This is a genomic window from Labedella phragmitis (assembly GCF_004078635.1).
In the GTDB taxonomy this organism is placed as follows: domain Bacteria; phylum Actinomycetota; class Actinomycetes; order Actinomycetales; family Microbacteriaceae; genus Labedella; species Labedella phragmitis.
The window spans coordinates 171,500-198,117 of record NZ_RZNB01000006.1; the positions used below are offsets into that span (position 1 = coordinate 171,500).

Annotated in this window: 17 protein-coding genes, 1 tRNA gene and 1 pseudogene; 5 read left to right on the forward strand and 14 right to left on the reverse strand. The window is 67.8% G+C overall.

Annotation, left to right across the window (positions count from 1 at the left end; all coding sequences use genetic code 11):
* Positions 1-77: 77 nt before the first annotated feature.
* Entirely contained in the window at positions 78-8,294 is an 8,217-nt protein-coding gene (locus tag ELQ90_RS14230) for a DUF11 domain-containing protein (RefSeq protein WP_128495948.1), read from the reverse strand.
* 220 nt (positions 8,295-8,514) lie between these two features.
* On the opposite strand from ELQ90_RS14230, the gene ELQ90_RS14235 reads away from it, so the two are divergent.
* Positions 8,515-8,587, forward strand: a tRNA-Arg gene (locus ELQ90_RS14235).
* 258 nt (positions 8,588-8,845) lie between these two features.
* On the opposite strand, the gene ELQ90_RS14240 is transcribed toward ELQ90_RS14235, so the two are convergent.
* Genes ELQ90_RS14240 through ELQ90_RS14255 form a run of 4 tightly spaced genes read right to left on the reverse strand, consistent with a single transcriptional unit; the run spans position 8,846 to position 12,822 of the window.
* On the reverse strand, positions 8,846-9,784 hold the full coding sequence (locus ELQ90_RS14240) for a DUF1177 domain-containing protein (protein WP_128495949.1): 939 nt from the start codon (positions 9,782-9,784) through the stop codon (positions 8,846-8,848).
* Between the two features lie 46 nt (positions 9,785-9,830).
* Positions 9,831-10,481: an aspartate/glutamate racemase family protein gene (locus tag ELQ90_RS14245; RefSeq protein WP_128495950.1), complete on the reverse strand. Its 651-nt coding sequence runs from the start codon at positions 10,479-10,481 to the stop codon at positions 9,831-9,833.
* Entirely contained in the window at positions 10,478-11,188 is a 711-nt protein-coding gene (locus ELQ90_RS14250; RefSeq protein WP_208020667.1) for an AroM family protein, read from the reverse strand. Before ELQ90_RS14250 ends, ELQ90_RS14245 begins: the two co-directional genes overlap by 4 nt.
* Positions 11,185-12,822: an OPT/YSL family transporter gene (locus ELQ90_RS14255; RefSeq protein ID WP_128495951.1), complete on the reverse strand. Its 1,638-nt coding sequence runs from the start codon at positions 12,820-12,822 to the stop codon at positions 11,185-11,187. Before ELQ90_RS14255 ends, ELQ90_RS14250 begins: the two co-directional genes overlap by 4 nt.
* Before the next feature lie 218 nt (positions 12,823-13,040).
* Here ELQ90_RS14255 and ELQ90_RS14260 point away from each other — a divergent pair, with 218 nt between their 5' ends.
* Both ELQ90_RS14260 and pepE read left to right on the forward strand, forming a co-directional pair.
* Complete coding sequence (locus tag ELQ90_RS14260) at positions 13,041-13,835, forward strand: IclR family transcriptional regulator (RefSeq protein WP_208020668.1); 795 nt, start codon at positions 13,041-13,043, stop codon at positions 13,833-13,835.
* A gap of 29 nt (positions 13,836-13,864) precedes the next feature.
* Positions 13,865-14,599 carry a dipeptidase PepE gene (pepE, locus tag ELQ90_RS14265; protein WP_128495952.1) on the forward strand — a complete coding sequence of 245 codons (735 nt, stop codon included), beginning with the start codon at positions 13,865-13,867 and terminating at the stop codon, positions 14,597-14,599.
* 10 nt (positions 14,600-14,609) lie between these two features.
* Here the strand turns inward: pepE and ELQ90_RS14270 are convergent.
* The 9 genes and pseudogenes from ELQ90_RS14270 to ELQ90_RS14310 form a co-directional block, all read right to left on the reverse strand.
* A pseudogene (locus ELQ90_RS14270) lies at positions 14,610-14,825 on the reverse strand (NAD-dependent epimerase/dehydratase family protein); the annotation flags it as partial.
* A 428-nt stretch (positions 14,826-15,253) separates the two neighbouring features.
* Complete coding sequence (locus tag ELQ90_RS14275) at positions 15,254-16,420, reverse strand: MATE family efflux transporter (protein ID WP_128495953.1); 1,167 nt, start codon at positions 16,418-16,420, stop codon at positions 15,254-15,256.
* A gap of 102 nt (positions 16,421-16,522) precedes the next feature.
* Positions 16,523-17,581, reverse strand: a complete 1,059-nt coding sequence (locus ELQ90_RS14280; protein WP_128495954.1) for a glycosyltransferase family 4 protein — start codon at positions 17,579-17,581, stop codon at positions 16,523-16,525.
* Positions 17,578-18,732, reverse strand: coding sequence for a hypothetical protein (locus ELQ90_RS14285; protein WP_166409072.1), 1,155 nt, complete (start codon positions 18,730-18,732; stop codon positions 17,578-17,580). Before ELQ90_RS14285 ends, ELQ90_RS14280 begins: the two co-directional genes overlap by 4 nt.
* Before the next feature lie 176 nt (positions 18,733-18,908).
* Entirely contained in the window at positions 18,909-19,961 is a 1,053-nt protein-coding gene (locus ELQ90_RS14290) for a glycosyltransferase family protein (RefSeq protein WP_128495956.1), read from the reverse strand.
* Complete coding sequence (locus ELQ90_RS14295; RefSeq protein WP_128495957.1) at positions 19,958-20,989, reverse strand: glycosyltransferase; 1,032 nt, start codon at positions 20,987-20,989, stop codon at positions 19,958-19,960. Before ELQ90_RS14295 ends, ELQ90_RS14290 begins: the two co-directional genes overlap by 4 nt.
* Positions 20,953-22,089: a glycosyltransferase gene (locus ELQ90_RS14300; RefSeq protein WP_243696193.1), complete on the reverse strand. Its 1,137-nt coding sequence runs from the start codon at positions 22,087-22,089 to the stop codon at positions 20,953-20,955. Before ELQ90_RS14300 ends, ELQ90_RS14295 begins: the two co-directional genes overlap by 37 nt.
* The gene (locus ELQ90_RS14305; protein ID WP_243696194.1) at positions 22,086-23,603 is read right to left on the reverse strand and encodes a sugar transferase; all 1,518 of its coding nucleotides are present in this window, start codon (positions 23,601-23,603) and stop codon (positions 22,086-22,088) included. The genes ELQ90_RS14300 and ELQ90_RS14305 overlap by 4 nt, the downstream gene beginning before the upstream one ends.
* A 90-nt stretch (positions 23,604-23,693) precedes the next feature.
* The gene (locus ELQ90_RS14310; RefSeq protein WP_128495959.1) at positions 23,694-24,470 is read right to left on the reverse strand and encodes a CPBP family intramembrane glutamic endopeptidase; all 777 of its coding nucleotides are present in this window, start codon (positions 24,468-24,470) and stop codon (positions 23,694-23,696) included.
* 50 nt (positions 24,471-24,520) lie between these two features.
* Between ELQ90_RS14310 and ELQ90_RS14315 the strand changes: the two genes are divergently transcribed.
* Positions 24,521-25,939 (forward strand): tyrosine-protein kinase domain-containing protein, encoded by a 1,419-nt coding sequence (locus ELQ90_RS14315; protein ID WP_128495960.1) that lies wholly within the window; start codon positions 24,521-24,523, stop codon positions 25,937-25,939.
* Between the two features lie 46 nt (positions 25,940-25,985).
* A complete protein-coding gene (locus ELQ90_RS14320; RefSeq protein WP_243696195.1) occupies positions 25,986-26,618 on the forward strand; it encodes an arsenate reductase/protein-tyrosine-phosphatase family protein in 633 nt (210 codons plus the stop codon).

Genomic DNA, 26,618 nt, shown 5'->3' on the forward strand with positions numbered 1-26,618 from the left:
GCACCGACGACGTGGTAGGCGGTCGCGGTGCCGACGAGCGCCGGCGGGGAACCGGATCACCGGTTCCCCGCCGCACGTCAGACCGACGGGGCGCGCCGTCGGGCGAGCAGGAGCACGCCTCCGGCGGCGAGAGCGGCGATCGCCATCACGAGGAGCGACCAGACGGAGGCTCCCGTGAAGGGAAGCGCGGCTTCGCCCGTCACCTCGGCGGGATCCTCTGCCGTCCTGGCGCCCTCGACGGGACCGGAGTCGGACACCTGGGCGCTCTCCGTCTCGACGACCGCGGTGTTGACGACCCGCTCCGGTGCATCCGCGGCGACGCGAGCGGTGAGCTCGACCACGACGGACTCGCCGGCGCCGAGCGGTCCGTCGACGACACAGCGCACGATCTGGCCGAGCTCGCACGTCGCACCGTCGCTCGACACGGCGAGGGAGGCGAGCCCGCGGGGCAAGGCGTCGGTCACGACGACCGGGCCGGGGTCCTCGGTGGGCCCACTGTTCGTGACGGTGATGGTGTAATCCACCGTCTCGCCGCGCGTGAGCGGACCCTCGTGCGTCTTGGTGATCGACAACGACGACAGCGCGGCCACGGGCAGGGCGTCGACGTCGGCGTTGTCCTCGAGCGTCGGCTCGGGCGTCGAGGTCGACACCTCCGCCGTCACGGAGACGGAGGGGTAGGCGCCGCCGGTCACGATGGTCCCGAGCACGAGCGGCGGTGCCGACGTGCCCGAGGCCAGGACGCCGTCGAGCACGCACGTGACGTCGGCGCCGGTGTCGGTGGAGACCGGCTCCGCGCAGGTCCACCGCTGGTCCGATCCGAGCGTTCCGTCGATCCGGAGCCCGGCGGGGACGTGGACGACGACCGTCACGTCGCGGGCCGCCGAGGGCCCGTCGTTCGCGACCGACACCGTGAACGGGACGCGGGCGTCGATGGCCCCATCGCCCGCATGGGCGATGTCGATCGAGACGTTGGCGAGGGGCTCTACCGTGACCGTGGCGTCGGCCGGCTCGACCGGGATGCCGCTCGGCGAACCCGTGGAGGCGGTGACGCTGTTCGTGAGTTCACCGGCGGGCAGAGATCCGTCGATCGCCGTCGTGAGGATCAGCTCCGGCCCCGTTCCGTCGGCCGCGATGGCTCCGCGAGTCGAGCACGTCACCGTGCGAGCGTCCACGGCGTCGACCGCGCAGGTCCAGCCGTCGTTGGATCCCACGAACGACACGCCCTCCGGCAGGGTGTCGACGACGGTCACGGGTCCGGACGCGTCTGACGGTCCCGCGTTCGAGACGACGATGCTGTAGCGCTGCTCGAGACCTGCGATGGCCGTCGACACCTCCTTTCCGTCCTCGTCGACAGCGGTCTTCTCGAGCGAGATGTCCGCGCGCTCGACGACCTCGACGGTCGCAGAGGACTGGTCGGAGTGCCCGCCGTCGGAGTCCGTCCAGGTGAGGGTCGCGGTGTTCTCGAGACGGGAGGCACGCACAGCCGGATCGATGGCGACGGTCACGGACACCGTCGTCGCGCCGGGCGCGAGCGTCGCGAGCGTGCACTGCACGGCCTCGACGTCGCAGGTCCAGCCGTCGCCCGAGATCTCGGTCGCCGTCATCCCCGGCGGGAGGAGATCCGCGATCTCGAGCGCAGCGGCGTTCGAGGGACCGGCGTTGGAGACGACGATGTCGAACGTCGCCTCGGTTCCGGCGGCGGCCACCGGGGAGCTCGTGAGCGACTTCTCGATGCTCACGTCGGCTTCCGTGGTGACGAGCACGTCGTCCGACGCGGTGACGGAACCGCTCGCGAGTGCGTTCACCGCGGTCACGGTATTGCGCATCGACTGCTCGGTGAGGCTCGCGTCGAGGGCGACGGTGAGCGTGACGGCCGGGAACGACCCGGACACCGGAACGGCCGCGGACGTCGTGAGGGTGACGGTGCGGGTGTCCGACTCGTAGGACGAGGTCCACCCGTCGCCGCTGGCGGAGACGAACTCCTGGCCGGCGGGGAGCACGTCCGTGACGGTGGTCGGCGAGCCGGAGGGGATGTCCGACGGGCCGGCGTTCCCGACGACGATCGTGTAGTCGAGGTCAGTGCCCGCGACGACGTCACCCGCCGGGTGGCTCTTCGACACGGTCAGGTCCGCGAGGGGCGTCGACGCGTTCGTCCAGGATCCGGTCGCGTCCGGCGCGTTCTCCGCGCTCGCGACGGCCCTGTTGACGACGTCGCCCGTGAGCGACGGCGAGACCGCGACGGTCACGTCCAGCGTGCGGGTCTCGGAGGCGGGGATGACGCCGTCGAGCTCGCACACCACGTTCGTCCCGTCCGCGGCCGCGCAGCTCCAGTCGCCCGCGACCGAGGCCGCCGACACGAAGCTGAGACCGGTGGGCAGGGCGTCCGCGACGGACACGTCCCGGGCGTCCGCGTCTCCGGTCGCCGTGACGGCGATCCGGTACGTGGCTCGCGTGCCGGGTACGAGCTCGCCGCCGGGGAGGGTCTTCTCGACCGCGAGCGTCGTGTCGGTGTCGATCGCGTCCTCGGTGCTCGAGGTGTTGTCGTCGCTCACCGGGTCGTTCGTGTCGTTCTCGACGGTCGCGGTGTTGGCGAGCGTTCCCGTGAGGCCCGAGTCCACGCGTCCGGTTACGACGATCGGCTCGACCGAGGAGCCTCGTGCGAGTCCGTCGCGTTCGCATGTGACGGTGTTGCCGTCGACGTCGCAGGACCAGGCGTCGCCGCCGTCGGCGGTGACGCCGGACACGCCGGCAGGAACGTCGTCGGTGACCGTGACGGTCCCGAGGGCGTCCGACGGACCGGCGTTAGCCGCGCGCAGGAGCCACGAGACGGTCCGCCCGGCGCCGACGGCGCCCGAGGTGATCTTCTCGATGGAGAGGTCGGCGGTCGCGGCCGTCTCGAGCTCCGCCGTCGACGTGTCGCCTGTCGGGTCCCCGTCGTGGGTCGCCGAGGACACGGTCGCGGTGTTCGGGATGCTCGTTCCGGCGGCCACGCTCGAGGCGACGCCCACGGTCACCGTGATGTCGGGGAACGACGCGCCTGGTGCGAGCGTCGCGGTCCTGTCGGCGGGCACGCACGTGAAGGAGCCGTCGGTCTCAGGAACCGAGCACGACCAGCCCGCGCCTGCCGCCCCCGTCACGGTGACGCCGGCCGGGAGCTCCGGGATGTCGGTCACGGTGATCGGGCCGACGGCCGCGTCGGGGCCGTCGTTCGAGACGGACAGAGTCCACCCCGTTCCGCTCGTGCCCGCTGTCAGCGGCGCGGCCGAGGCGACCTTCTCGATCGAGAGGTCGGCCGAGTGGATCGACGTGGAGGCGGAGGCGTCCGGTCCCGCGTACGGTCCGGCCTGAGACGAGCTCGCTCCCGTGGCGTCGTAGGCGGTCACCGACACACGGTTGGTGTGCGGGACGCTCGCCCCGACTCCCGGGGCGTCGACGACGGCTTCCGTGGGCACGGCCGCGTACCGCAGCACCGCTGTCTCGCCGCCCGCGAGCCCGCCGAGGTCCGTCCAGACGAGCGTCTGGACCCCGTCGGCTGTCGACACGGTCGGGTCGGCGACGGCCGTCGTCGTGGAACCGCGCGTGATCGTGGCCGAGCCGCTCACGAACGTCCAGTTCGCGGGCAGCACGTCGTCGGCGCGCACGCGCGCAGCGTCCGATCCCGTGTTCTGGAGCGAGACGCCCCACGTGAACGCCGAACCGATGGTCGCGGGCGACGTCGTCACGGTCGACTTGGTGGCTGTGACCTCGGGGAAGACCGGAGTCACCGCCGCCGACGCAGGAGCGCTCGCATAACGGCCCCCGCTCGCGCCCGGCAGGGAGAAGTACTCCGTGGCGCGCACGGTGTTGACCTGCGCGGTCCCGTCGAGATCCGCGGACGCGGCGAGGACGCCGCGGTACGTGAAGCTCGCCGAGCCGCCCGTCGGGATCGCCGTGACGGTCCACGTCACGGTCCGGCCGTCGGCGCTCACGACGCCGCCGCCCGGGACGTCCGAGACGACGACGCCCACCGGGACGTTGTCGACGATCGTGACGTCGTGGGCCGTGCTCGAGGTCGCCGTCGCGGCGTTCGTGGCCGTCACGGTGTAGGTGAAGGTGTCACCCGGCTTCGGCGCGCCGTTCGAAACCGCCTTCGACATGGACACCGACGGGACCGTCGCCGTGAGCGATGCCACGGGCGAAGCCACCCGGTTCGTGTAGGTCGGCGAGGTGGTCGTGGTGCTCGGGGTGGTGCCCTTCGCCGTCGAGTTCCAGGCGAGGTACGCCCGGTTGTCGTACCTCGTCCCCGCTGCCGCCGCCGCGGTCACGGTGACGGGGATCGATACGGTGAGTGTGCGGGCGGTCGGGGCTGCGGAGATGGTGCCGAGCGCGAATCCGACGGGGCTCGCAGTGCCCGTCGTGAATTGCGAGCACGCGAGCCCGGTCGTGCCGACCGAGCATGTGGGGGCGCCGGAGACCGTGACGCCGGTCGGCAGCGCGTCGACGATCACGGCGTCGTAGAGGTTGACGCTCGCGGGGACGGTCGCCGTGAGCGTGTAGCTCGCGGAACCGCCGGCGGGGACGTTGCCGGTCGCGCCGGTCGCATCGCCGACGGTGACCGTCTTGCCGATGGTCGGCGGCGCCACCGTCACGACGACGTCCCCGCTCGAAGCCGACTGGACGCTCTCGACGGCGGTGTCGCGCTGCCCGTCGGCGAGCGAGGACGTGACGACGCGCGCCGTGTTCGTGTACGAGGCGGAGCCGGCGGCGGCGGTGTCGATCGTCGCGGAGATCGTGAGGGTCCGCGACGCCCCGTTGGCGAGGGTCGGGACGAGGTAGCCGTAGGCACGAGTGCCCGTCGAGCAGCCGATGCCTGCCGGAGCGTCATCGGGACCGAACGTCATGACACCGTCGGGCAGCGGCGACTGATAGGAGGCGAACGTGAGCCCGGTGGGCAGGCAGTCGGCGATCACGACGTCCGCTCCCGTCGCGCTCGACGTGTTGCTCGCCGTGAGCGTGAACGTGACGGTCTCCCCCGCCGTGAGTCCCGCCGTCTTGCTCGCGGTCTTCGTGATGCGCGGCGACGGGGCGACGACGGTGAGGTCGCGGTTCGCCGTGCGCGTCGGCACGGCCGTCGTGCCTGCTTCGGTCGTCGTGCTGTCGAAGCGCACCGTGTTGCGGAGGGTGCCGAGAGCGGCCCCGGGCGTGACGGTGAGGCCGGTCACGCGCACGGTGAAGACGAGGGGCGTCGCACCGTCGTTGCGGAAGACGGCGGGGAACTCGACGGTTCCGTCGGTCGAGAGCGAGAAGTCGGCGCTCGCACCGGCGGTGGCGGCGAAGGCACCGGGCTCGTGCACCGCTCCGTCGGGTCCCGTGACCGTGTATGCGGCGTTCGAGGGGTCGAGCGTGGCGGGCAACGGATCGGTGAGCGATCCGTTGAACACCGTCGTCCCGGCGGGGATGGTGACGGAGTAGGTGTACTCGACACCCTGTCCGTTCACGGCGGAGGCCCCGCTGACGTTGGTCGCGGCGCTCGCGACTCCGCCGCCCGTCTTCGCGACGGTCGCGTCGGGAAGCGTCACCGTCGCGGTGTCGTTCGCTGCAGGAGCCGAGCCGTCGCCCTCCGCGGGCGCTGATGCGTCGAGGGAGTCGCGCGTGCGGTACGTGGTGGTGGCGCCCGAGGTCGTGACGGTCGAGAAGCGCGTGACCGACGCGTCGTTCACGAGACGCGACGAGACGCTGATGCCGGCGGGCACAGTGACCGTGTACGCGAGCTCGGACACGGCGGACGGCGCGAGGCTCGCGATCGTCCACAGGATCACGTCCCGGTCGGCGTGCGACGCGGCGATGCCGGCGGGGGCCGGACCGCACGTGCCGCCCGCGGTGATCCCCGACACGTCCTCGCAGGCGACGCCCACGGGCAGCGCGTCCCACACGGTGACGGAGCCGACAGGGACGTCCGTGCCGGCGGCCGCCGTGCCGGTGTTCGAGACGGACAGGCGATAGCCGAGGGCCGTGCCGCCGCCCGCTGTCGTGCTCGAGGTCGGGGCGACGGCCGAGCCGTTGCGGGACACGATGGCCTTGTCGAGAGCGACGGACGGCGCCGACGCGACCGCATAGCCGACGTTCGTGCGCAGCGAGGCGACGGACCCGACCGAGTTCTCCTGCCGGTACTTCATGAGGTTGTCGACGAGGTCGGGCTTCGCGGCGTTCGACCCCTGCGCGTCGATCGTCGCGAGGACGTAGAGCACCGCGACCTGACCCTTCGCGACATAGCGCCCGCTCGTTCCCTCCGCGCGACCGAGGTTCCACGTCGCCTGGGTCTCGCCGGAGGAGGCCAGGACGACCTGGGGAGCTGGGACGGTGCTCTCGGCGCCGTACGCCCAGCCGGCGAACGTCGTGCCGACGGGGACCATGTCCGTCACACGCGCGTTCCGACTCTCGGTCGTGTCGGCGAAGTCGATCTCGAGCCGGAAGCAGAGCGCGTCGCCGAGCAGGAAGGCGGAGGTCGGCGTCGTCGTGTAGCCCGTCGTGGGCGCTGCGGCGCACTCTGCGGCGGTCGAGACGGGCGTGCGCTCGAGGACCGACTTCGAGATGCGGGTCTCATCCGTCGCGAGGGCGGCGTGAGAGTCGTCGCGGACCGGCTGCGTCGTCGGCGACTGCTCGGTCGCCGGTCGGGCCGTGCTCGTTCCGTCGATCTCGACGGCGTTGTCGAAGGTGTCCCCCGCTGCGGTCGGGCCGCCGAGACTTCCCGAGAACGTGCTGCGCATGAGGACCGGATACGAGATGGTCGCCGTCGCGTTCGTCGCGAGCGTCGCCGTGTCCGGCGTCATGGTGATCTCGAACTCACCCGTCGCGGCGGTGAAGCGGACGCTCTCGATCGTCGCGCCCGACGGCGCCTCGTCGAGCCGCGGGTCGCGGGCCGGGTCGCACTCCGCGGGGAACGTGTCGCCGAGGCGCGTCGTCCCGACGGGGAAGGCGGGGCAGAGCCCGTTGTCGAGCGTGTCGACGATCGTCATGGCTGACGTGCTCGCATACTCGCTCGCACGCAGGAGCAGCTCGTACGTCGCGATCTCACCCGCCTCGAAATCGGTCCGGTCGACCGACTTGATGATGGAGAGGTCTGACGCGGTCACGGTGACACTGTCGGAGGAGACCGTGGTCGTCGTGGCGCCGGGGGCGACGAGACCTGTGTATGTGCCGGAGGCCGTGGCGGTGTTCGTGATGGCCGAAGCGTCGTCGACATGTCGCGTCGACGCCCCCGTGTTGTTGTCGAGGTTCGCCGCCTGGCCACCGCTCGTCGGGGCCGGGGTGCCGGCGGCGAAGGCCATCGTGTTCGCTCGCAACGGGACGGCCGCGGCGTAGTCGATCGTTCGCGAGGCTCCCGCGGCGAGGGTCCCGAGCGTCCAGGTGACCTTCGTGTAGATCCCGGCGGGGCGCCCGCTCGGGTTCTCGACCGTCTCCACCGAGGTCGGCGTCGTGCACTCGCCGGGCGTCAGCCCGGGAGCCGTCGTGGAGGTCAGGGCGGGGGCCCCGTCGTACTCGACACCGGTCGTGGAGTTGTCGACGCGACCGCAGCCGAGGAACTCGAGCCAGGACGGGAGGTAGTCGACGACCGTCACGCCCGTCGTCGCCCCCTCCTCGGTGTTGACGACGCGGATGGAGTAGACGGTCGCCTGATCGTGGACGCCGCGCAGGAGCTCGTGCTCGGGGCTCGGCTCGGACTTCGTGAGGTCGAGGGCGCTCACGCTCGTGGCTTCGGAGGTCAGCTGATCGTCGTCGGTGTACGACGACGCGATCGGGACCCCTGTGGCGTCGAACTTCGGAACCATGCGAGCGTCGGAGTGGGCGAACGCGCCGGCCTCTGCCCGATAGACGCTCCCCACGGGGAAGAGTTCGGGGTCGGCGCGGATGGTGAACCGGATGCCCGAGACGTCGTTTCCCGCCAGGTCGGAGACGTTCGACCAGAGGAGCACCTGGTGGGTCACGAGCGGCTCGGTGCCGTCGGTCACCGTCACGATCGTCGGATCGCCGAGCCCCGCCGGCACCGTCGAGCCGGCCACGTAGGAGATGCCGGGGAGCATCTCGTACCGGAAGGACAGGTTGTAGCGATCGGTCGACGAGGAGTTGCGCGCCTCGAGGGCCACCGTCTCCGTCTCCCCCGCGAGGATGCTCTCGGGCGTCGTGGCCGTGAGCGAGATGACGCCGTCGGCTTGGGCCGCGGGAGCCACGACTCCGACGGTGAGGACGGCGGCGAGAAGGGCGGTGACGATCGACATTGCGAGCAGGCGTGCGCGACCGGGCAGGGTGGAGAGCATCGTGTCCGTTGGGGCTAGGCGACGGGGAGAAGGGGACCGTCGCAGCGCACGTGTATCGATTCGGGTGTGCACAGGGCGGACGGTCCGCTCTGGACACTATCGGACGGCCGTCCCCTCTCTCGTCCCCCCGTTCCGGGGCCGGGCTCGTGAGCCCCGCCACCCTCGGGGAGCTGGGCGCGCGGGAGCCACTGCCGCATCTGCTAACGTGGCAGAGCACTGCGCCTCCGTAGCTCAGGGGATAGAGCGCCGGTTTCCGGTACCGAAGGTCGGGGGTTCGAATCCCTCCGGGGGCACCCAAGGTCCGAAGTCCCAACATGCAGCTGAATGGGTGATGTTGGGGCTTCGGACTCGTGCGTTGCGGCGGCTCCGCTCGTGGGCCGCCTCACACGACGTCACAGCCTGGTCGAGGAGAGCTCAGTTCTCGTGCGCGGACAGGATCGCTTCGTCCAGTCGGCCGGTCTCGGCTCGCTGCATCGCAACCGTGGCGCGGGACCGCCCGACGTCCGTAGCTCATCGGGCGCTCCCGCGCGCTCTGGACAGCTCAGAGCCGGTCAGTTCGTCCCGCGGGTCCGCAGCACCGACATGCTCCCGTACAGCGACATGAGATGGGCGAGCTCGACCTCGTCGTGGAACGACGCGATGCCGCGTCCGAAGTCCTTCGCGGTCTCGATCGCGAATCGGACGGCCTGCTCGACGTCGTGCAGATCGGTCGCGCCCGTCGCCGATCCGGCGACGGCCGTCTCGGTGACGATCGCGACACCGACCACGGGAGCGCTCGTCGCGGTGCAGGGCTGCACGATCGAGTTCACGTGGTAGACGTCGTTGCCGTACGGGGTGATGTCCTGCGTCGTGATGGGCATGACCACCGGCGCTCGGCCGGTGGTGCGGCCGACGATGTCCAAGAGCGTCTCGGAGACGCGCAGGATCCAGCCGTCGGCGATCGTCGGGGTGATGGCGATCCCCTTCCGATTGCAGACCCGGTTGCCCTTGGTCGTGTCGATGGAGATGATCGCGTCCATGTCGGCGGTGACCTCGTGAGCGTTGCTGACGTCCTGCTCGATGACGGATCCCATGAACGGCACCGGGTCGTGCGGCTGGGTCGGCGCGTCCGGGTCGATGTGCGTGGCGACGATCACATCACCGGGCAGGCGATCTCCCCGCTCGGACATCGCGAGGAGCTTCGCCGCGATGGTCACCGCGGCGAGGGCGCCGTCGCCGTCGCTGACGAACCCGATCTGCTCCGGGCGCGCGCCGAGCCCCCCGAGGCGGCCGAGGATCCCGAGAGTCGGCGCCGAGCCGCCTGCGGCGCGGCCGTCCGTGCCGGGGATCGTGATGCGCACGAAGTCCGTCTCGCCACGGTCGCCTGCGACGGTTTCCACAGCGATGTCAGCGCCGGCGGAGATCCCCCGCAGGTAGTCGGCGACGGCGGTGCCGCGCACCGCCGGGTCATCGAGCAGATCGTAGGCGGTGATGAGATGGGACCAGGACATGGTGTGTTTCCTCCCGTTGATGGTGCGTGTGCGTTGTGGATCTCGGTCAGCGCCCGGTGATGGCCGGGTCGTGGATGGCCGCGTCGGCGGCGGCTAGGACGGCGTCGACGATCGGCACGTCGATCTGTTCGGCGAGGGTCGCTTTCAGACCGATCGTCGTCATACCCGTGCAGGCGAACATGATGACGTTCGCTCCGCGGTCGACGAGGTGGTGGGCGGCGGCGACGGCCGCGCTGAGGCCCTCGGGGGTGAGGAGGTGGCGCGTCTCGCTGACCCCGTCGGGGACGACCGCAGCGACGAGCCGGTCTCCGAGCACCTCCGTGACGGCGAGCGGCGTGTCCTTCGTAAGGTCGAGCACCCCGACCCTGTCCCCCAGTCCCAGTGCCGCACGTGCCGCCGATGCGCCTGCCCCGTGGACAGGCACGGTGACGCGATCACGCGCTGCTGCCAGGCCGGGGCCCGCGGCGCAACTGAGCACGATCGCCTCGACGCCGTCTTCGCGTTCCATCCGCGCAGCGAGGTCCGCGACCTTCGGCGCGGCGAGGGCGAACGTCTCCTCGGAGAACACGCCGCGTGGCTGCTCGGGGATGCTTCGGGAGACCGTCTCGACACCGTAGGTGGCGCGGATCACGGTGCCGTGCTGATCGAGCAGGTGCGGGTCGTCGGTGGTGAGCACACGGATCACGCCGATCCTCATGCGACTCCGCTTCCCGTCACCGGCACCCCGAGCGTCTCGGCGGCGAGGCGCGCAGCGACGGAGCGCGCCACAACGACGGGTAAGCCGGTCTCGGCGGCAACGGCCGCGCGCATCGCCGCGGTGTAGCCGAAGCAGTCCATCGCGATCAGCCTCGCGCCGCCCGACGCGAGCTCGCGTGCGGCCTCCCTCAGCCGTTCCTCGGTGTCCGTATACGGGGATGCGGCCGACACGATGACGCTGACGTCCACGCCGACGACCGTGCGGAACTTCTGCAGCGTGTCGGCCTCTTGCTCCGGCAGCGGCGCGATGATTCCGACGGTCGCGCCGTGGGGAGCTGTCGCCGCGACGGCGTGAGCGATGATCCGATCCGGGACGAAGAACGGCTTCGACAGGGGCATCGCAGGGAATGGGCCCGTGCACGCGAGGAGGATCGCGTCGACCTCCTCCTCGAGAGCGATGAGGATGCGGGGCAGTCGCCGCATCACGGATGCTTCGCCGATGATGGCTGAGCCTCCGTCGGCGAGGCGGGTGGTGAGCGCGTGATCGCCGTCGGTCGGGGCGAAGGAGGCGATCTCCTCCTGACTGCAGCCATCGAGCACGCCCCGTTCGACGAGTTCGATGCCGGGAAGGAGGTCCTCGAGCTCCGGTGCGAGGTCCACCCGGGGGGTCTGCCCGATCGTGACGACACCGAGTCTCATGGCGTTCATCGCCAGACCATCTTGCTCACGGAGTGGATGGAGTCGCCCGCGATCAGGCCGGCACCGACGAGGGCCGTCTCGCGCTCGCCCTCCTCACCGCGCCACCGCCGCCAGAGGACCCGGACCACCAGCGCGACCAGGACGAGCCATCCCGCATTCGGTGTCGCCACGAGCAGACCGGTGGCCAGGAGCACACCCATCTGGCGGCTGGGTCCACCGACGAGTTGCACGATCGCGCCCGGCACGGCCCAGATGAAGAGGTTCACAAGCACACTCGGGTCCGTCAGCCCGGCGGCGATGGTGTCCGCGTAGACCCGCGAGGTGGGCGGGACGAGCCCGTCGGCGAACAGGCTCGGCCAGACGAGAGCGACCATGCCGATCGCGACGACGAAGCCGAGGATCGACGCCTTGAGCTGCTCGCGCCGTCCGTCGAGCTCGTACTCCGTGTACGGACGCCGGTCGCGCCGCAGGATCCATCCGGCCTTGAAGTCGTACCCCATGTCGGCGAAGGCGGGGCCGGTGGAGGCGCAGTAGCCGACCAGGAGCGCGAGCGGGATGGCGGGGAACTGCAGGATCAGGCCGAGGATGAGAAAGATCAGCGTGACCGCGAACGCGGGGAACCAGCCCGCGTGCATGGCGGCGAGTCCGACGATGAGCTCGTGCACGATCGCTGCCACGGCGGCAAAGAGCGCGAAGGCGATGATGCCCCACCAGGGCAACTCGACCCACAGGCCACCGGCGACGGCGAGCGCCACAGCTCCGGCGGTGAACATCACGAACCCGGAGCCGAGTGCGCGGCGCAGTGTGGGCTCGTCCACTGTGGGAAGGAGCGACGGATCGGTCAGCGCCGCTTTGTCCAGCGCCGCTGTGTTCTCGAGCTGCTTGGCGGACGGGCGGGCGAACATGATGATGCCGATCTGGATGAGCGCCACGATGCCCGCACCGATCATCACCCCGTGCGGCACGTACAGGGCCGCCAGGTTGACGTCGAACAGCGTCGGCACGTACTGGGCGATGAGGAGGCCGGCGGAGAACATCAGCAACGCCCAGACGTTGCCGATCATCGCGATGCCCGCCGCCGACATCGGCAGTCCGAAGGCCGCGGCCGTGAAGCCGACCACACCGCCGCCCACGAGCAGTGCGGCCTGCTTGCCACCCTGATCCCCGGCCTTGATCGTCTCTGCCGCGGCGACTCCGGGGGGCCAGGCGGCGTTCGCCGGGAAGAAGCGAGAGCCGTAGGCACGGTAGAGGACGTACACGTCGATCGCGAGTCCCAGGCTGGCACCCAGCAGCATCGGCCAGACCAGGTCGGGCCGACCGAACAGGAAGGGGATCGCGATCGGCGTGAGAAGCGAGTTCGCGGAGGCGAAGGTCGCGCCGGAGATGGACGACTGGACGAGGTTCTGCCGGTTCACATCGCGCATGCGGTGCAGCCCGAGGAATCCGACCCGGCCGATCAGCATCGCGATCACGGCACCGATGACGCTCGTATTCGGCGACACCCCGAGCGTCGTGATCATGTGGATGCCGATCGCAGCACCGAGCACGCTCACGATGAGCGTGATGATCGCCGTCGTCGGCTCGAAGGCCCGGGGGTGGCGCGTGTCGGTGTCGGCCGGGGAACGCGTCTCGGAAGCGTGCATAGCGGTATTCCTTCGTCTTCAGGGGAGTCCCGGGCAGCGGAGGAACGGTTCCCGGATAGTGGACTACGCTCCGCTGGATGCGCCCGGCGATGCAACCGAATCCCGCTATCTGGGAGTTACAGTCATATTTCGAACCATCACGCTACGCTCGGCGCAGACCCCGAGGAGAACCGATGCCGCAGCCTGCGTCCGAGAGTGCACCGTCGCCACTGCAAACCGTGGACCGTGCGCTCCAGATCCTGCTGTCGTACAGCGAGACGCGGCGTGAGTGGGGCGTATTCGAGCTCGCCGAGGATTTCGGCTGGAACAAGTCGACGAGCCAGCGGCTGCTCGCGGCACTGGCTGCTCGCGGCTTCCTGATCGCCGACCCGTACAGCCGCCGTTATCGTTTGGGCCCCGCCATGTGGCACATGGCCGCGCTCTGGGAACGCGGCGGGGGGCTCGCCCAACTCGCCGAGCACGTCCTCACGGGTCTAGCGGCACACACCGGACGGACGGTGTCGTTCACCGTGCCGGACGGATTCCACGTCCGCTGCATCGCCGCCGTGGACGGGGAACAGGGGCCCGTCCGCTCCCATCCGCTCGTGGGCGACCTGTATCCCGCGCACGCAGGCGCGACCTCACGCGCGCATTTCGCCTTCCTCGACCCGTTGGAGCGGCGCAACATGCTCGCCGGCCGTCCATTCGCCCGCTACACCGAACTCACCGAGGTGGACGAGGCCCGCCTCGAGAGGATGCTCGATGAGACCTATCGCACGGGCTGGGCGTATTCCGAGGGCGAATACGACTCGACGACCCGCGCGATCGCCGCTCCCGTACTCATCGGCACTACGCCGGTCGGATCGATGTCGGTGGTCGAGCCGAAGGTTTTCCACTTCGACGACGACCTCCGCGAGCATGTACCCGCCCTTCAGGCTGCAGCCGCCCGACTAGCCGATCTCCTGTCCAACCGTGCGCCCGCGCTGCCCCAGCGCGACTGGCGCCGCGGCCGAACGCTCGCTCCTCGCCGCTGACCACCGCCCGACGTCCGGAAAGGACCCCGATGCGTCTCCTGCTGCTGTCCAACTCGACCAACCATGCCTCCGGCTACCTCGAACACGCCATCGAGACGGTCACCGGTTTCCTCGCCGGCGCCCGCCTGACGTTCGTGCCGTATGCGCTCGCGAACCGCGACGCCTACACCGCGAAGGTCGCCGGCGCCCTCGAACCCCACGGCGTCGAGGTCCGGGGCATTCACACCGCTGGGGACCCTGTCGCCGCTGTCGCCGAGGCGGAGGCGGTGTTCGTCGGCGGCGGTAATACGTTCCGCCTGCTCGATACGCTGCAGCGGCTCGGTCTGCTCGACACTCTGCGCCGCCGCGCTCGTGAGGGGATGCCGTACATGGGCGCGAGTGCCGGCACGAACATCGCCGGTCCCACGATCCGTACGACCAATGACATGCCGATCGTCGAGCCCACCTCCTTCGAGGCACTCGGGCTTGTGCCGTTCCAGCTCAACCCGCACTACCTCGACGCCGACCCGGACAGCACCCACCGCGGCGAGACACGCGAACAACGGCTCACCGAGTTCCTCGAGGAGAACGACGTGCCGGTGCTCGGCCTGCGCGAGGGCACCTGGCTGGCAGTGGACGATGACGCGGCCCGGATCGACGGCACCGCCGTGTCCGCGACCGCTCCCGGACCGGCCATCGTCTTCTCCCGCGCCGCGGGGCGTCGCGAGGTGTCCGGCGACCTCTCCGACCTGTTCACGGAAGCACGCTCCGGCCTCGGCTCCTGACCCACCCCTCGGCGAGCACGACGTGGCGCGGCTTCGTCTCCTGGAAGAACGCGAAGACGGCGGCGCGATCCTTCAGGTCGAGCTCCGACGAGGTGCGTCCGACGATGTCAGTGAAGCCCTCGGCCTCGAGTTTCCGCCAGATCGCGGACCCGACGAGCCCACGGTGACCCGCGACGTAGATGCGGGCGGAGCGATCGAGGGGTGCTCCGCTGGCTCCGCAAAGTATCGTTCAGCTCTACCTGACTCACGAGCCAATCATTATTGCCTGCGCTTTTGCATTTCAAGGTTCTCCCGGCTGGGTCGCTCCCGGGGTGTCCATTGCAATCTCGTTTGAGTTCGTGACAGTACTTCTCCGATACATCGAACGGCCCATCCACACAATTGCCCGAAGGATCGGGCAGCCTGAGTCGGCCCGATCGGGGGAGACCGAACCCGAGAAGCTTTCGGGTCAGCAGAGTCCGCTCCCTCCGCGGGACTAAACCCGGAAGGTAGGCGCCAGCACCGATTAAGTGCCGCTCCACGGCCAGGGTTGCGAGTTGCGGCCGCGGTTACGTGGGCGCCGGCCCCCGCCTACAGGAGGTCTGCTCGAGCTCGGGTTACGCCGCCCGGGCATTCAATGCTGATCTAATCATGAGCGGTTAGAGCGCGGGATAGTCAGCGGCGGCCTCGACCGATTCCCCTGACAACCGCTGAGCTTTGGACAGCCAGGACAGTTCCTTCGGCAATGACCTCGCCTAGGAGCGCTCCAATCGCGCCGAACGTAGCTGCGAGCAAGAGGATCGCGGGAACGCCAACAACGGCACCGGCGAAGGCGCTGACACTGATTATCCCGACCTTCTTCAGAGCCACGAGGACGATGCCGCCCGTCGCCCGAGACACGCACACCAAGAAGATGACCAGGCCGGACACCAAGCAAATTTCAATGGGGAGAGTCGCCGTCCCTGCAAAAATCCACTCCGACATCACGGGAGCTATCAGAACAAACCCGACTCCTGAGATGAGTCCAAGAACGACGTTGAGTCCTAGTGCCTGGCCTGCTCTCCGCAGTCGCAACTCCGCGGTTCGGGCGCCCCCTACCCAGCCTTGAAGCGAATTGGGTACCGCCTGTAGTACTGACAACCCCAACCGCTGGAGGCGCTCTGCCGCAGCAAACACTGGCAGAACGGAGGGCGCTACTATTCCGACCAACGCGACCGGAAGAGCGATGTAGAGGGCGCTAACAGCCCGGCCAGAGAGTGCGGTCATCTGGGCCCGAAGGAATAGCCAAAGCCGTCGACCGCGAACAATTGAGAAATCGCGAGGGCGAACGCCGGCGGTCCTCAAGGCTAGGGCGAGGGCAATCAGGGAGCTAAGAATTAGTGCGAGCCCGAACGAAACCAGAGGACCTCCAGCGTTCATCCAGAGCGCCGCGCTCGTGACGAATACTAGCCGTGGAATGGAGTCCGTGACGAGGATCTTGCCTGGGCTTCCTGCGCCAATAAAGAACCAAATGGAACTCAAGCCGACGAGAGCGCTTCCTATGCAAGCTAAGGCAGCTTCGGTAGAGAATTCTGGAGCGAGTATGGCGGCAATCACAGCCACCGGCACGGCCACCGGAACCACCACCAGCTTCGTCGCGAGAGAGGCGGCGAGGAGTTTTCTTCGATTCTTCTCCGAGGCTCGTGCTATTCGCTGGGATCCGGTTAATCCCCATCCCAGTTCGATCAGAACGGCTGCTGCCGCACCGAAGGACTGGCCGAGTGCGATCGCCGCCCAACCGAACGCCCCGAAATTCGAGGAGATCGCCGGAAACGCAAGTAGCGGTGTGACGGCGCTGAGCATCGGAATTGCGACGAATGCGAGAAGTCGTCTGCTCGCCCTCCCGCGCGTCATTTTGGCGATCTCACTTGATCGCTGCCTCGCGAATGAAGTGAGGTAGCTCCTTCAGCCATCAGCCCTCACCCCAACCGCAGCGCGGCAAGCCGCCTCGAAAGCTCGCCGATTCTCACCGATCGTGTAACGAGCGATCGCGATACTACGTGCGGATCTCCCAAGACGCGCCCTCTTGCTCGGATCAGACAGCGATCGAAGGGCGTGCACGAGTTCACTCACCGAACCGGCGCGAATGACGACGCCACCAGAACCGATCGCCCACGGGAGCGGATCGACATCCGTGACGACGATCGCGCGCCCTAACATCATCGCGTCGATGAGCTTCACGGGCAGCTGGCCTCTCGCGTGGACCGCGTCGAGGCTCGGGATCACGACGATATCCGACCCACTCACGAGGCTGAGGCCCTCCTCCATCGACGTGCGGCCCACCCATTCCTCGTGCGGAGCCGCATCCGCGGGAGGCGCATCCGTGACGATCAGCCGGAAGCCTTCAGGGGCGAGCTCAGCGACGGCCTGGCGAAGGATGGAGACACCTTTGTGCTGCTGATTCGTTCCGACGAAGGCGATTCGGGGCTGAGTAGAGGCGTGAGCCGCTCCCGGGCCACGATCGTCTCGGACATGAGGCAGCAGTGTCCCTCCGTATCGCGACTGGAGCCAGGGATTACTCACGAAGCGTGGAACGCCGACCAGCCGCTTCCGTACGACTCGTGACCCGCGAAGCCCCCGCGCCCTCAGCAGGATCCGCCCGAGACGACGGATCGGCCGTTCCCACGAGAACTGCATCTCGAGGTCGGGATCGTCGATGTCAACGAGCAGCGGGATCCCGAGTGCACGGCTCCACTCCCATGCAGGAAGGAAGGATGATGGGAGCGGTTTGACGGCGATGAGGAGATCCGGGTCGCCCATCTCGTCATGACTTGGCTTGGTGTCGGCGGCGAGCCGGTGACACGCGCGGGCGAACGGAGTGTCGCGAAGTGGGCCCCACACCTCTTCGCCGCGTGGTGAGATGACCGACGCGTCCCAACCCAGGGCATCCGCCAACCGCCAGAGGCAGTACACACGGCCCAACGAGTTGCTCGACAAGTCGTCGGAGAAGAAGGTGACCTTCATGACAAGCTCCGCGGCGAAACAGCGTCCATCAGCTTGCCCCCACCGAGGTCGGGTTCCCTCAATCGATTCGGAGTTCCCCGAAACGCAGCAACCGCACACGCTGCGATCAGGGTCGCGATAACGAGGTAGACAAAAATGCCTTGACTAAAAAGCAGGATTCTCCAGTACTCGGCCATCCCGTACAGCACGACTCCCGGAATCAGGGCCAGTCCGTTCCCATATTGAGCGAAGTGCCCAAAGAGTAGCGCAGCACTCGCGATCAACACCAGACTCGCGACGAGACCCCATGGCCCGAACGTCGCCAATGTATCCGCGAAGGCAGAATTGGTTGTCAACGACGCGTTGTAGTCAACGAACTGGCTGTACCGGTTCGTCCCTGTCGCATCGCCTGTGCGCGGCTCCGAGCGGAAGAAAGTCGGGACAAGGACGGTCCACCACTCATCCGGGGGCTGGCTGAACGTCGCGCCTCGGAAATGGATAGCGTTGGCGGTTCCAAGTGCGACCTGAAACGGAGTCCCAAGATACGTGAGTGCCTGCACGATACTCATCGAGACGGGATCCGAGACGCCCGCGGCCTCGTAATAGCGGGCATTCCGCGTGTAGTTCAGGAGAGTCAACAATCCGAAGACGGCGGCGGCCCCTGGCAAAATCCATCGTTTCCGAATTCTGAAACCAACAGGCCTCGTCACTAAGAGATAGAGCAACACCATGACAGCCATGAGCAAGGAGAGCCTCGAGGCGACGGCTGCGTTGAGGAAGAGAAGTACTGCATTAAGCGCGGCAAGAGTGAAACCTCGACGATTTCTGAGGAGTCGATGAATTCCGAGCGGCGCAGCGATTGCTGTCGTATAACGCAATGTCGTTAGGCCAGCCGCACCGCCTGTGGCCTCCTTTAGGGAGTTAGCGTCGGTGGCGTTGAGAGCAGCGAGAAAACCCGAGATTCCCCCAGCGTTCGCCAGAACCGTTGCCATACCTATCACCGAGAAAATCGTGAGGATTAGGTAGAGGGCTTTCTCTCGCGCCTGGTCCTGATCCGACCAGTTGAGGTGCGCTGACGGCCTTACTCGTCGGCCCAACGAGGTCCCAAGAGATGCCACAGCGACCACTAACCCATACCAAACGCCGAGAGTGAGTATTCCGATACCAGTCACGTCCGATCGTTCGGAGAATCCCCGGAGAATGATCGATTCGCCCGGAATTAACCAGGCAAGCGCGCTCAAGAGCACCGGAAGGAGAATGAGGGAGACGGGTGTAAAAAATCGCCTGATCCGAGGCCCCACCGGAGGTTGAGCTTCAAACTCACCACCGCGCGAGGACCGCTTGTCCCTCACAGAGACTCCGCGAACCGGAGCAGTTGGTCGGCTTTCGCGTCCCACGAGTTTGCGACAGCAAGAGATTTCCCGGCCGGGTTGGGAGCGGCCACAGCAAGCATCGCGAATTTCGTGTGGAGTTCATCTTGCGATGTGTAGGTGAGGAGTCCCACGGCGTCGTTCTCCTGAATGGTCGGCGTCGATGTCGACAGTACTCCAAGCCCCCCTGCCAAGTATTCGTAGAGCTTCATCGGGCTTCGACCGGCGTTCACAGGCACGTCGGTCAGCGGTAGAAGGCCGATGCGGCTCGCCGAGAAGACGGCGTTGAGGTCGTCGTAGTCGACGGCACCCTTGAGTTGAATATTCGCAGGGAGATCCGCCGGTTCATTGCCGGTCGGCCCGTAGATCTCGAAGCGCCACAATGGGAAGCAATCCGCGAGGAATCGCACATCATTCCACTCGAAACGGGAATCCAGCGCCCCGACGTAGACGGCGACATCGCGGCGGGTGCCGGTTTGCACGGCGAAGTTCCGGAGGTCGACTCCGTTCGGGAGAACGAGGCTGGGCCTGCTCTCCGAAAGCCCGAGCCGTCGAAGAACCTCGTCTGAGGTCGCGACGACCCCGTCGGCCTGCGCAATAGCCTCGTCTTGGAGTCGGCGCTTGCGCCCCTCGTCGTAGATGTCGGTCGGACGGTAGACGAGCGTGCGCGACGCCGTCCTCACCTCCGATGACCACAGGAGCGGCTGGTCCACGAAAGTCAGATCGAATTGCCCCTCGGGGAGTGATCGTATAATCCGATTGGCTGTTCCGGCCACGAGACCGGCGGGGATGATCGAGGAGGGGACGAGGTGGTGAACATTGTTCTCGTCGGTCATCCAGCCGCGCTTGACCGCGTCGATACTCGCGGAACCCGCCCGGCCGAGTATGCGATGGATAAGCGAAATCGGCGTGGACACGTGGAACACGTCATGACCCCGACGAGCCAGTTCAGCGGCGTAGTGGTGGCTCCCGACCTTGAAGTGCTCGAAGACGTTCGAGTGGCTCAGGAAGAGGATGCTGTGTCGCGTCATTCGGCGTCACCCTTCCGTGGAGCGGCTCCGAGGTCGTCGAGCACCGACTGCACTCGACCGGCCACATCGTCCCAGTCGTATCGCTGCAGCCACTCCGAGTAGCCCGGCTGCTCCGAGGGCAGAGTCATCGAGGCGGCGAGGACAATGGAAGCTTGCCACTCCCGAATGTCGTCGGGTTCGGAGACGCAGACACCGAATTTGCCGAGAACTTCCCCGATCGCATCGCAGCCGCTCCAGTAGACGACTCGTCGGTCGGCCGCAAGGGCCTCGATCGCGGGGAGCCCGAAGCCCTCCTCCGACGACGGCATCATGATCACGGAGGCCGTGGCGTAGACACCCGCCAGCTCGTCGTCACTGATCCGGCTGAGAAGTCGCACGCGGCCGTCGAGCTCGGGCAACGATCCGATCATCTCGCCGGCCTCCGCGGGGTCCGTGGTGACGACGTCGAGTGACCAGTCGCTCATGCCGGCGAGCGCCCGCGCGACGAGGGGGAACTTCTTGTGATCCTTCATATTGCCGACATAGAGCACGCGGCGGGAAGCGGACGTCGACGCCGGCGCGGCCTCGATCGACCGGGACAGCCCGTTGCCGACATTGATCACGCGGACACTGCCGTCTCCGAGCCACTCCTCGATAACCGAGCGGCTCGCCTCCGACACTGTCAGGACCGCGCCGCATCTCTTGACGATCGGCCGGATCACGAGATCGTAGTAGCGCGCACGCAGCTCGGATCGTTCGCTCCTCAGATGCATCAGATCGTGGAGCGTGAGGAGTTGAGGGGCGCGTGCCAATCCCCCGTTGTAACCGGGCGAGTAGATCAGGTCAGACGGTCCGGCGGACAACCGGCGCGGATTGACGACGTCGAGCGCGGACGACGGAGAACCACAGCTGAGAGACTTCCAACCGGGGCGAAGTCTGCTGGTGACCTCACGACTGAACCGGCCTATCCCGCTCACTCCGTTCCAGCGTGTGTCGATCCACAACGAACCGGTCACGTCGCCGCCCGTCCCATCGAGGAGGTTACCCATTCGCGGATCTCCGACCGGAACCTTTCCGCTGAGAACCGACCGACTCGCTCGCGCAGGGCGCTGCGGTCGATCGTCTGCACAGCTTCGATCGCTGTCCTGAGCGACTGTCGGTCGAACGCATCGAGAAGGACTCCGCCGCCGCAGACACCGACACTCTCACCCGCCCCACCGACTGTATTCGCGATCACCGGTGTCCCACACGCCATCGCTTCCACCGGCATGATCCCGAAATCCTCCACGGCCGGGAACACGTAGACAGACGCCCTCTCGTAAAGCGCGAACAAGAGGGCGTCCGACGGCTTAAGAACGAAGTGGACCGGCACCTCGGCTTGGGCAGCCGCGTCCCGCAACCGAGCCTCCTCCGGACCGGATCCAGCGATGACGACGGGCCGCCCCACGGACTCGCCCGCCTTGATCGCGAGCTCGAGCCGCTTATATGGAATGAAGCGGGACGCCCCCAGAACGAAGCCCTCCGGGAGAGAGGCGAGGAGCCCGGCCTCATCCTCGTCGAGACGGTCGGCCCAGGGAGCACCGTGCGCAATCCGAGCCGTGTCCACGGGCGGGTAAATCACACGTGCATCGAGGCCCCAGGTGTCACGGATCCGCTCACGGACGTACTCCGAGTTGGCCGCGATCTCGCTTGCTTCCGCGGCGCGCCGACGATCGAGCGGTTTCAAGAATGTGGAGGCGATCCGAGCGACGAGGCCGCTTCCGCGCGCGTCCAATTCGGGGGTCCAGATGTAGCGCGCCGGCGTGTGGACATAAACCAACTTCACGAAGGGCTGCGAACCTCGACGCAGACGAGCGTGATGCGCGAAAAGGTGCGAACTCACGAGCATCCAGTCGTACGGACGATCGGACGGCAGCCGGCGCCAGGCCCCCACCATGAACGGGAGGGCAGCTGCCTTGCTTTTCCTCAACGGAGTCCGGGCGAGCCACGACTCCACGACGCGCCTGGCCCCGAATGGGGCCTGCACATCCGACCAGAGCACCCGAAGATCTGCCGTGGGAAAGGTGGCGACAAGTTCCGCAAAGACCTTTTCGGATCCTCCGGATTTCGAGATCCACTCATGAACGAGCAGTCCGCCGTCGATACTCAATGCGCCGACGCTCCGGGCGCGACAACGGCTTTCACGGTCCGCCACAGGATCACGATGTCACCCATCAACGACCAGTTCTCGACATAGAAGAGGTCAAGCCGGATCGCGTCCTCCCACGACAGCTCGGACCGACCGCTCACCTGCCAGAGGCCGCTCATACCCGGCTTGATCAGCAGCCTGCGATACGCGATGTTGTCGTACAGCGCGACCTCCGCCTCGCGCTGCGGTCGAGGTCCGACGAGACTCATTTCACCCTTCAGCACGTTGACGAGCTGCGGGAACTCATCGACCGAGTACTTCCGCAGGAACTTGCCGACAGGTGTGATCCGGGGGTCGTCCTTGACTTTGAAAAGTGGCTTACCGTCCGAGCCCTGAGCGGCGAGAAGCGTATGCAATTCCGCATCCGCGTTCGCCCGCATAGAGCGGAACTTCAGCATCTGAAAGGGCTGACCGTTGAGGCCAACCCGTTCCTGGCGATAGAACACCGGCCCTCGGCTCGTCAGCTTGACCAGCAGGGCGACGGCCAGCAAAGGAATGCTCAGAAGCAGGAGGAAGAACGCAGAGCCGAGGATATCGAGCCACCGCTTGCCGTACTTCTTCCACCCCTCGTTCCTCGGCGTCTCCACGTGGATGAGCGGGAGGCCCGCGACGGGGCGCGTGTGGATCCGCGGGCCACCGACATCGGTGAGGCTCGGCGCGAGCACGAGATGGTGCACACCCGGGACCAGCTGCCAACTCAACTCGCGCAACTCCTCAGCGGTCAACGCGTCGCTACTCGTCACCACGACGGTGTCGGCGCCGAACGAGTCCAGCGCCTCGACGATCGAATCCGACCCCTCGGAGGTCTGCACGGGCACCTCGTCGACGACCGCCCCCGCCGGCACACCCTTCACCCAGGCGCCGACGACGCGGTATCCCGCGCTCGTGTCTCGAGCCAACTGGGTGGCGATGTGACGAACGCTCTGCTCGGACCCGATGAGCAGCACGTTCGACGCGAACCTTCCCTGCTCCCGTTCGACCGCGAGCCACTGTCGCCAGGCCCAGCGGAAGAACAGCAGCACGAGGATCCCGACCGGGAACGCGAGCAGGATGTAGCCCCGTGCGAGGTCGATCTTGAAGAGGAAGGCCACGATCGCGACGAGCCCGAAGAGTCGCCCGGAGGCGTCGGCCACGAGCTTGTACTCGGTCGACCCCTGGCCGACGACACGGTAGTCGTGAGTGCCGCCGAGCCGAAGCGACAGAACCCATAGGCCCGTCAGGACAATAGAGATGACCGTGTAGTTGACGACGAGCGGAGCGTCGCCCGGCTGCCGGATCGACATCGCGTCGCCGTCATTGCCGAGCCAGAGGAATTGGACCCCGAAGACGACCCAGACGAGCGCGACGAGGTCGGTGACCGCGAGACGGCGCGCATAAGATCGGCGCCAGTCGCGCTGGCGCTTCGTGTCGCTCTGCGACGGAGCTTCAGCTGACGACATCGGCAGCACATCTCCCACCTCGACGTTCGTGCCCACGACGGGACCCCCTGGTGGTTGCTCGCGTAGATCCTGACATCCCGCGACCTGTCAATCCTACGCGGCGACGGAGTGCAGGCGCATGACGCTTCACCCCAGTCCGAGTGTCGGCCCAAGGGGGGACACCGGCGTGTTCGCAAGCACGAGCGCGATCCCGGAGGAGTTGAAGACGACGTGCGCGACGACGGCGGCGACGAGTCCCGACGAACGCGCGACGAATCCGAATCCGATGCCCGCGACGAAGGTGACGACGGTGCCGAGCAGGTCAGCACCGGCCAGGGCGTGCACCCCGGCGAAGAGGGCCGCGGTGACGACCACTCCGACCCACGGACCCGCTGCGGAGGGACCCGACCTCTCCACGACGGCGGGGAGCAGCACCCCGCGGAAGAAGACCTCCTCGATGATGGGAGCGACGATCGCTGTGGCCACGACCACGGCGACAACCTGCGCCAAGCCCGGTCCGCCGCCGATGCCGACCGAGCCGCCCGCGATGCGCCCGGTGCCGAGGATCTCGACGACGAGAGCGATCGACCGCAGGGCGAGTCCGACGAAGGCGCCCAGCAGCACGCCGGTGAGCGTGGAGCGCAGACTCATCGCGATCCACCAGCGCTCGCCCGAGCGACGAGATGCGACGATCACCGCGGCGACGGTGGCCGCGACCAGCGGAACCCACACGACGAGGTACCCGAGGACCTGCTGGACTGCGAACGGCACCCACCGGGCCGTCGCCACGGGAAGCAGCACCACCGCGAGAGCGAGCCCGATCAACGGCACGAGGAGGCTCCACTGGCGGGGGGACGACATGCCTGCCACCGTATCGGGCGCGGCGTGGTCGAGCGCGATCCCCGTCCGGATGTATGGGAGCATGATCCGAAGGCGACCGGTCGGCGCCGACGGACAGAGGGAAGGCCGCCAGCGTGGAGTTGCGCGACTACATTCGGATCCTCCGCAAGAGTTGGATCCTCATCACCGTCTTGACGCTGCTCGGCATCGCCGCAGCCGCCGCCTATTCGCTGCTGCAGACGCCGCAGTACAGCGCCACGAGCAAGGTCTTCGTCTCGACGCAGTCGGGCGGCACCGTCTCCGACCTCGCGCAGGGCAACACGTTCACGACCCAGCGAGTGCAGACGTACGCGGATCTCGTGTCCACTCCAGCTGTTCTTCTCCCCGTGATCGCCGAACTGGGTCTCAGCGCCGACGCCGGTGTGTTGGGCCGTTCGATCAGTTCGTCGGCACCCGAGAGCACCTCGCTCATCGAGATCACCGTCGTCGACCCGGACCCCGTGCTCGCCTCCGACATCGCGAACAGCGCCTCGGAGAGCCTCACGAACGTCGTCGACACGTTGGAGCGGCCGCTCGAGGAAGGCGCCGTCTCCCCTGTCAAGCTCACGCTCGTCCAGCAGGCTGCGGTACCCAACAGCCCGGTCAGCCCGAACGTTCCCGTCAACATCGTGCTCGGCTTCCTCGTCGGGCTCGCCCTCGGCGTCGGCCTTGCCGTTCTCCGCGACATCCTCGACACGCGAATCCGCACGGAGCGCGACATCAAGGGCATCACCGAGGCCGCGATCGTCGGCGGCATCGCCTTCGACCCGAAGGCGACGGCCCGTCCGCTCATCGTTCAGGACGACCCCCGCAGCCCCCGTGCCGAGTCCTTCCGCAGCCTCCGCACGAACCTCCAGTTCCTCGGCGCGGGTCAGCGCCACCACAGCTTCGTCGTCACCTCCTCGATCGAGTCGGAAGGCAAGAGCACGACCGCCGCCAACCTGTCGATCGCTCTCGCGGCCGCCGGCTCACGCGTGGTCCTGGTCGACGCCGATCTCCGTCGTCCGAAGGTCGCCGACTACATGGGCATCGAGGGTGCCGTCGGCCTCACGGACGTGCTCATCGGCCGGGCGGAACTGCAGGACGTCCTGCAGCCGTGGGGTCGGTCGAGCGTCACCGTGCTGCCCGCGGGTCGCATACCTCCGAACCCGAGCGAACTGCTCGGCTCCCCCGCGATGGAGGCCCTCGTCGAGGAACTCAACCGTGAGTTCGATCACGTGATCTTCGACGCTCCCCCGCTGCTTCCCGTCACGGACAGCGCGATCCTCGGCAAGCTCGTCGGCGGCGCACTCGTCGTGGTCGCGGCCGGGCGCACGACGAAGCACCAGCTCGAAGGCGCCGTCACGACGCTCGAGCACGTCGGAGCTCCCGTCTCGGGCATCATCCTCACGATGCTGCCGACCTCCGGTCCGGATGCCTACGGCTATGGGCGATACGGATACGGCTACGGGTACGGCGTCGACGACGACGAGAACGCCCTGACGGAGCCGACGCGCTCCGCGGCGCGACCCTAGCGGATCTCCGCGACCGCCCTTCCGTCGTTCCGACCCGAGAGACCTCATGACCGCCATGTTCGAGATCCTCACCGTGTGCACCGGGAACATCTGCCGATCACCATTGGCCGAGCAGGTTCTGCGTGCCCGGTTGAGCGACCTGCCTCGCGTATCGGTCGCGAGCGCCGGCGTCTACTCGCTCACCGGAAGGCCGATGACCCCGGAGGCTGCGGCTCTCTCGGCCGAGTTCGGTGGGCTCGGAGCCGAGCACCACATCGCACGCGACCTCACGCCCGCGATGATCGACGGGGGCGGGCTCATCTTCGCGATGTCGCGCGACCACCGCCGCTCCATCGTGGAGATGCGTCCGCGCGCCACGCGCATCACGTTCACTCTCCGCGAGTTCGCCCGGCTCAGCGACGGCATCTCGGACGACGAGCTCGTCGACGTGGCCGCGCTCCCCCTCGACTCCGTATCCGAGCGGCTCACCGAACTCGTGCGCGCCGTCACCGCCCGCCGCGGACTCGTCGAGCGACCGCTCGACGCCGCGGAGGACGACATCGTCGACCCGTACCGTCGGAGCGAGGCCGTCTATCGCGAGTCAGCCGCCCAGCTGGTTCCCGCGGCGGAGATCGCGGCGCGTGTGATTCGTCGCGCTGCTTCGCTCACGACGTCCGCCACTCCGGCCGGGCTCGTCTGA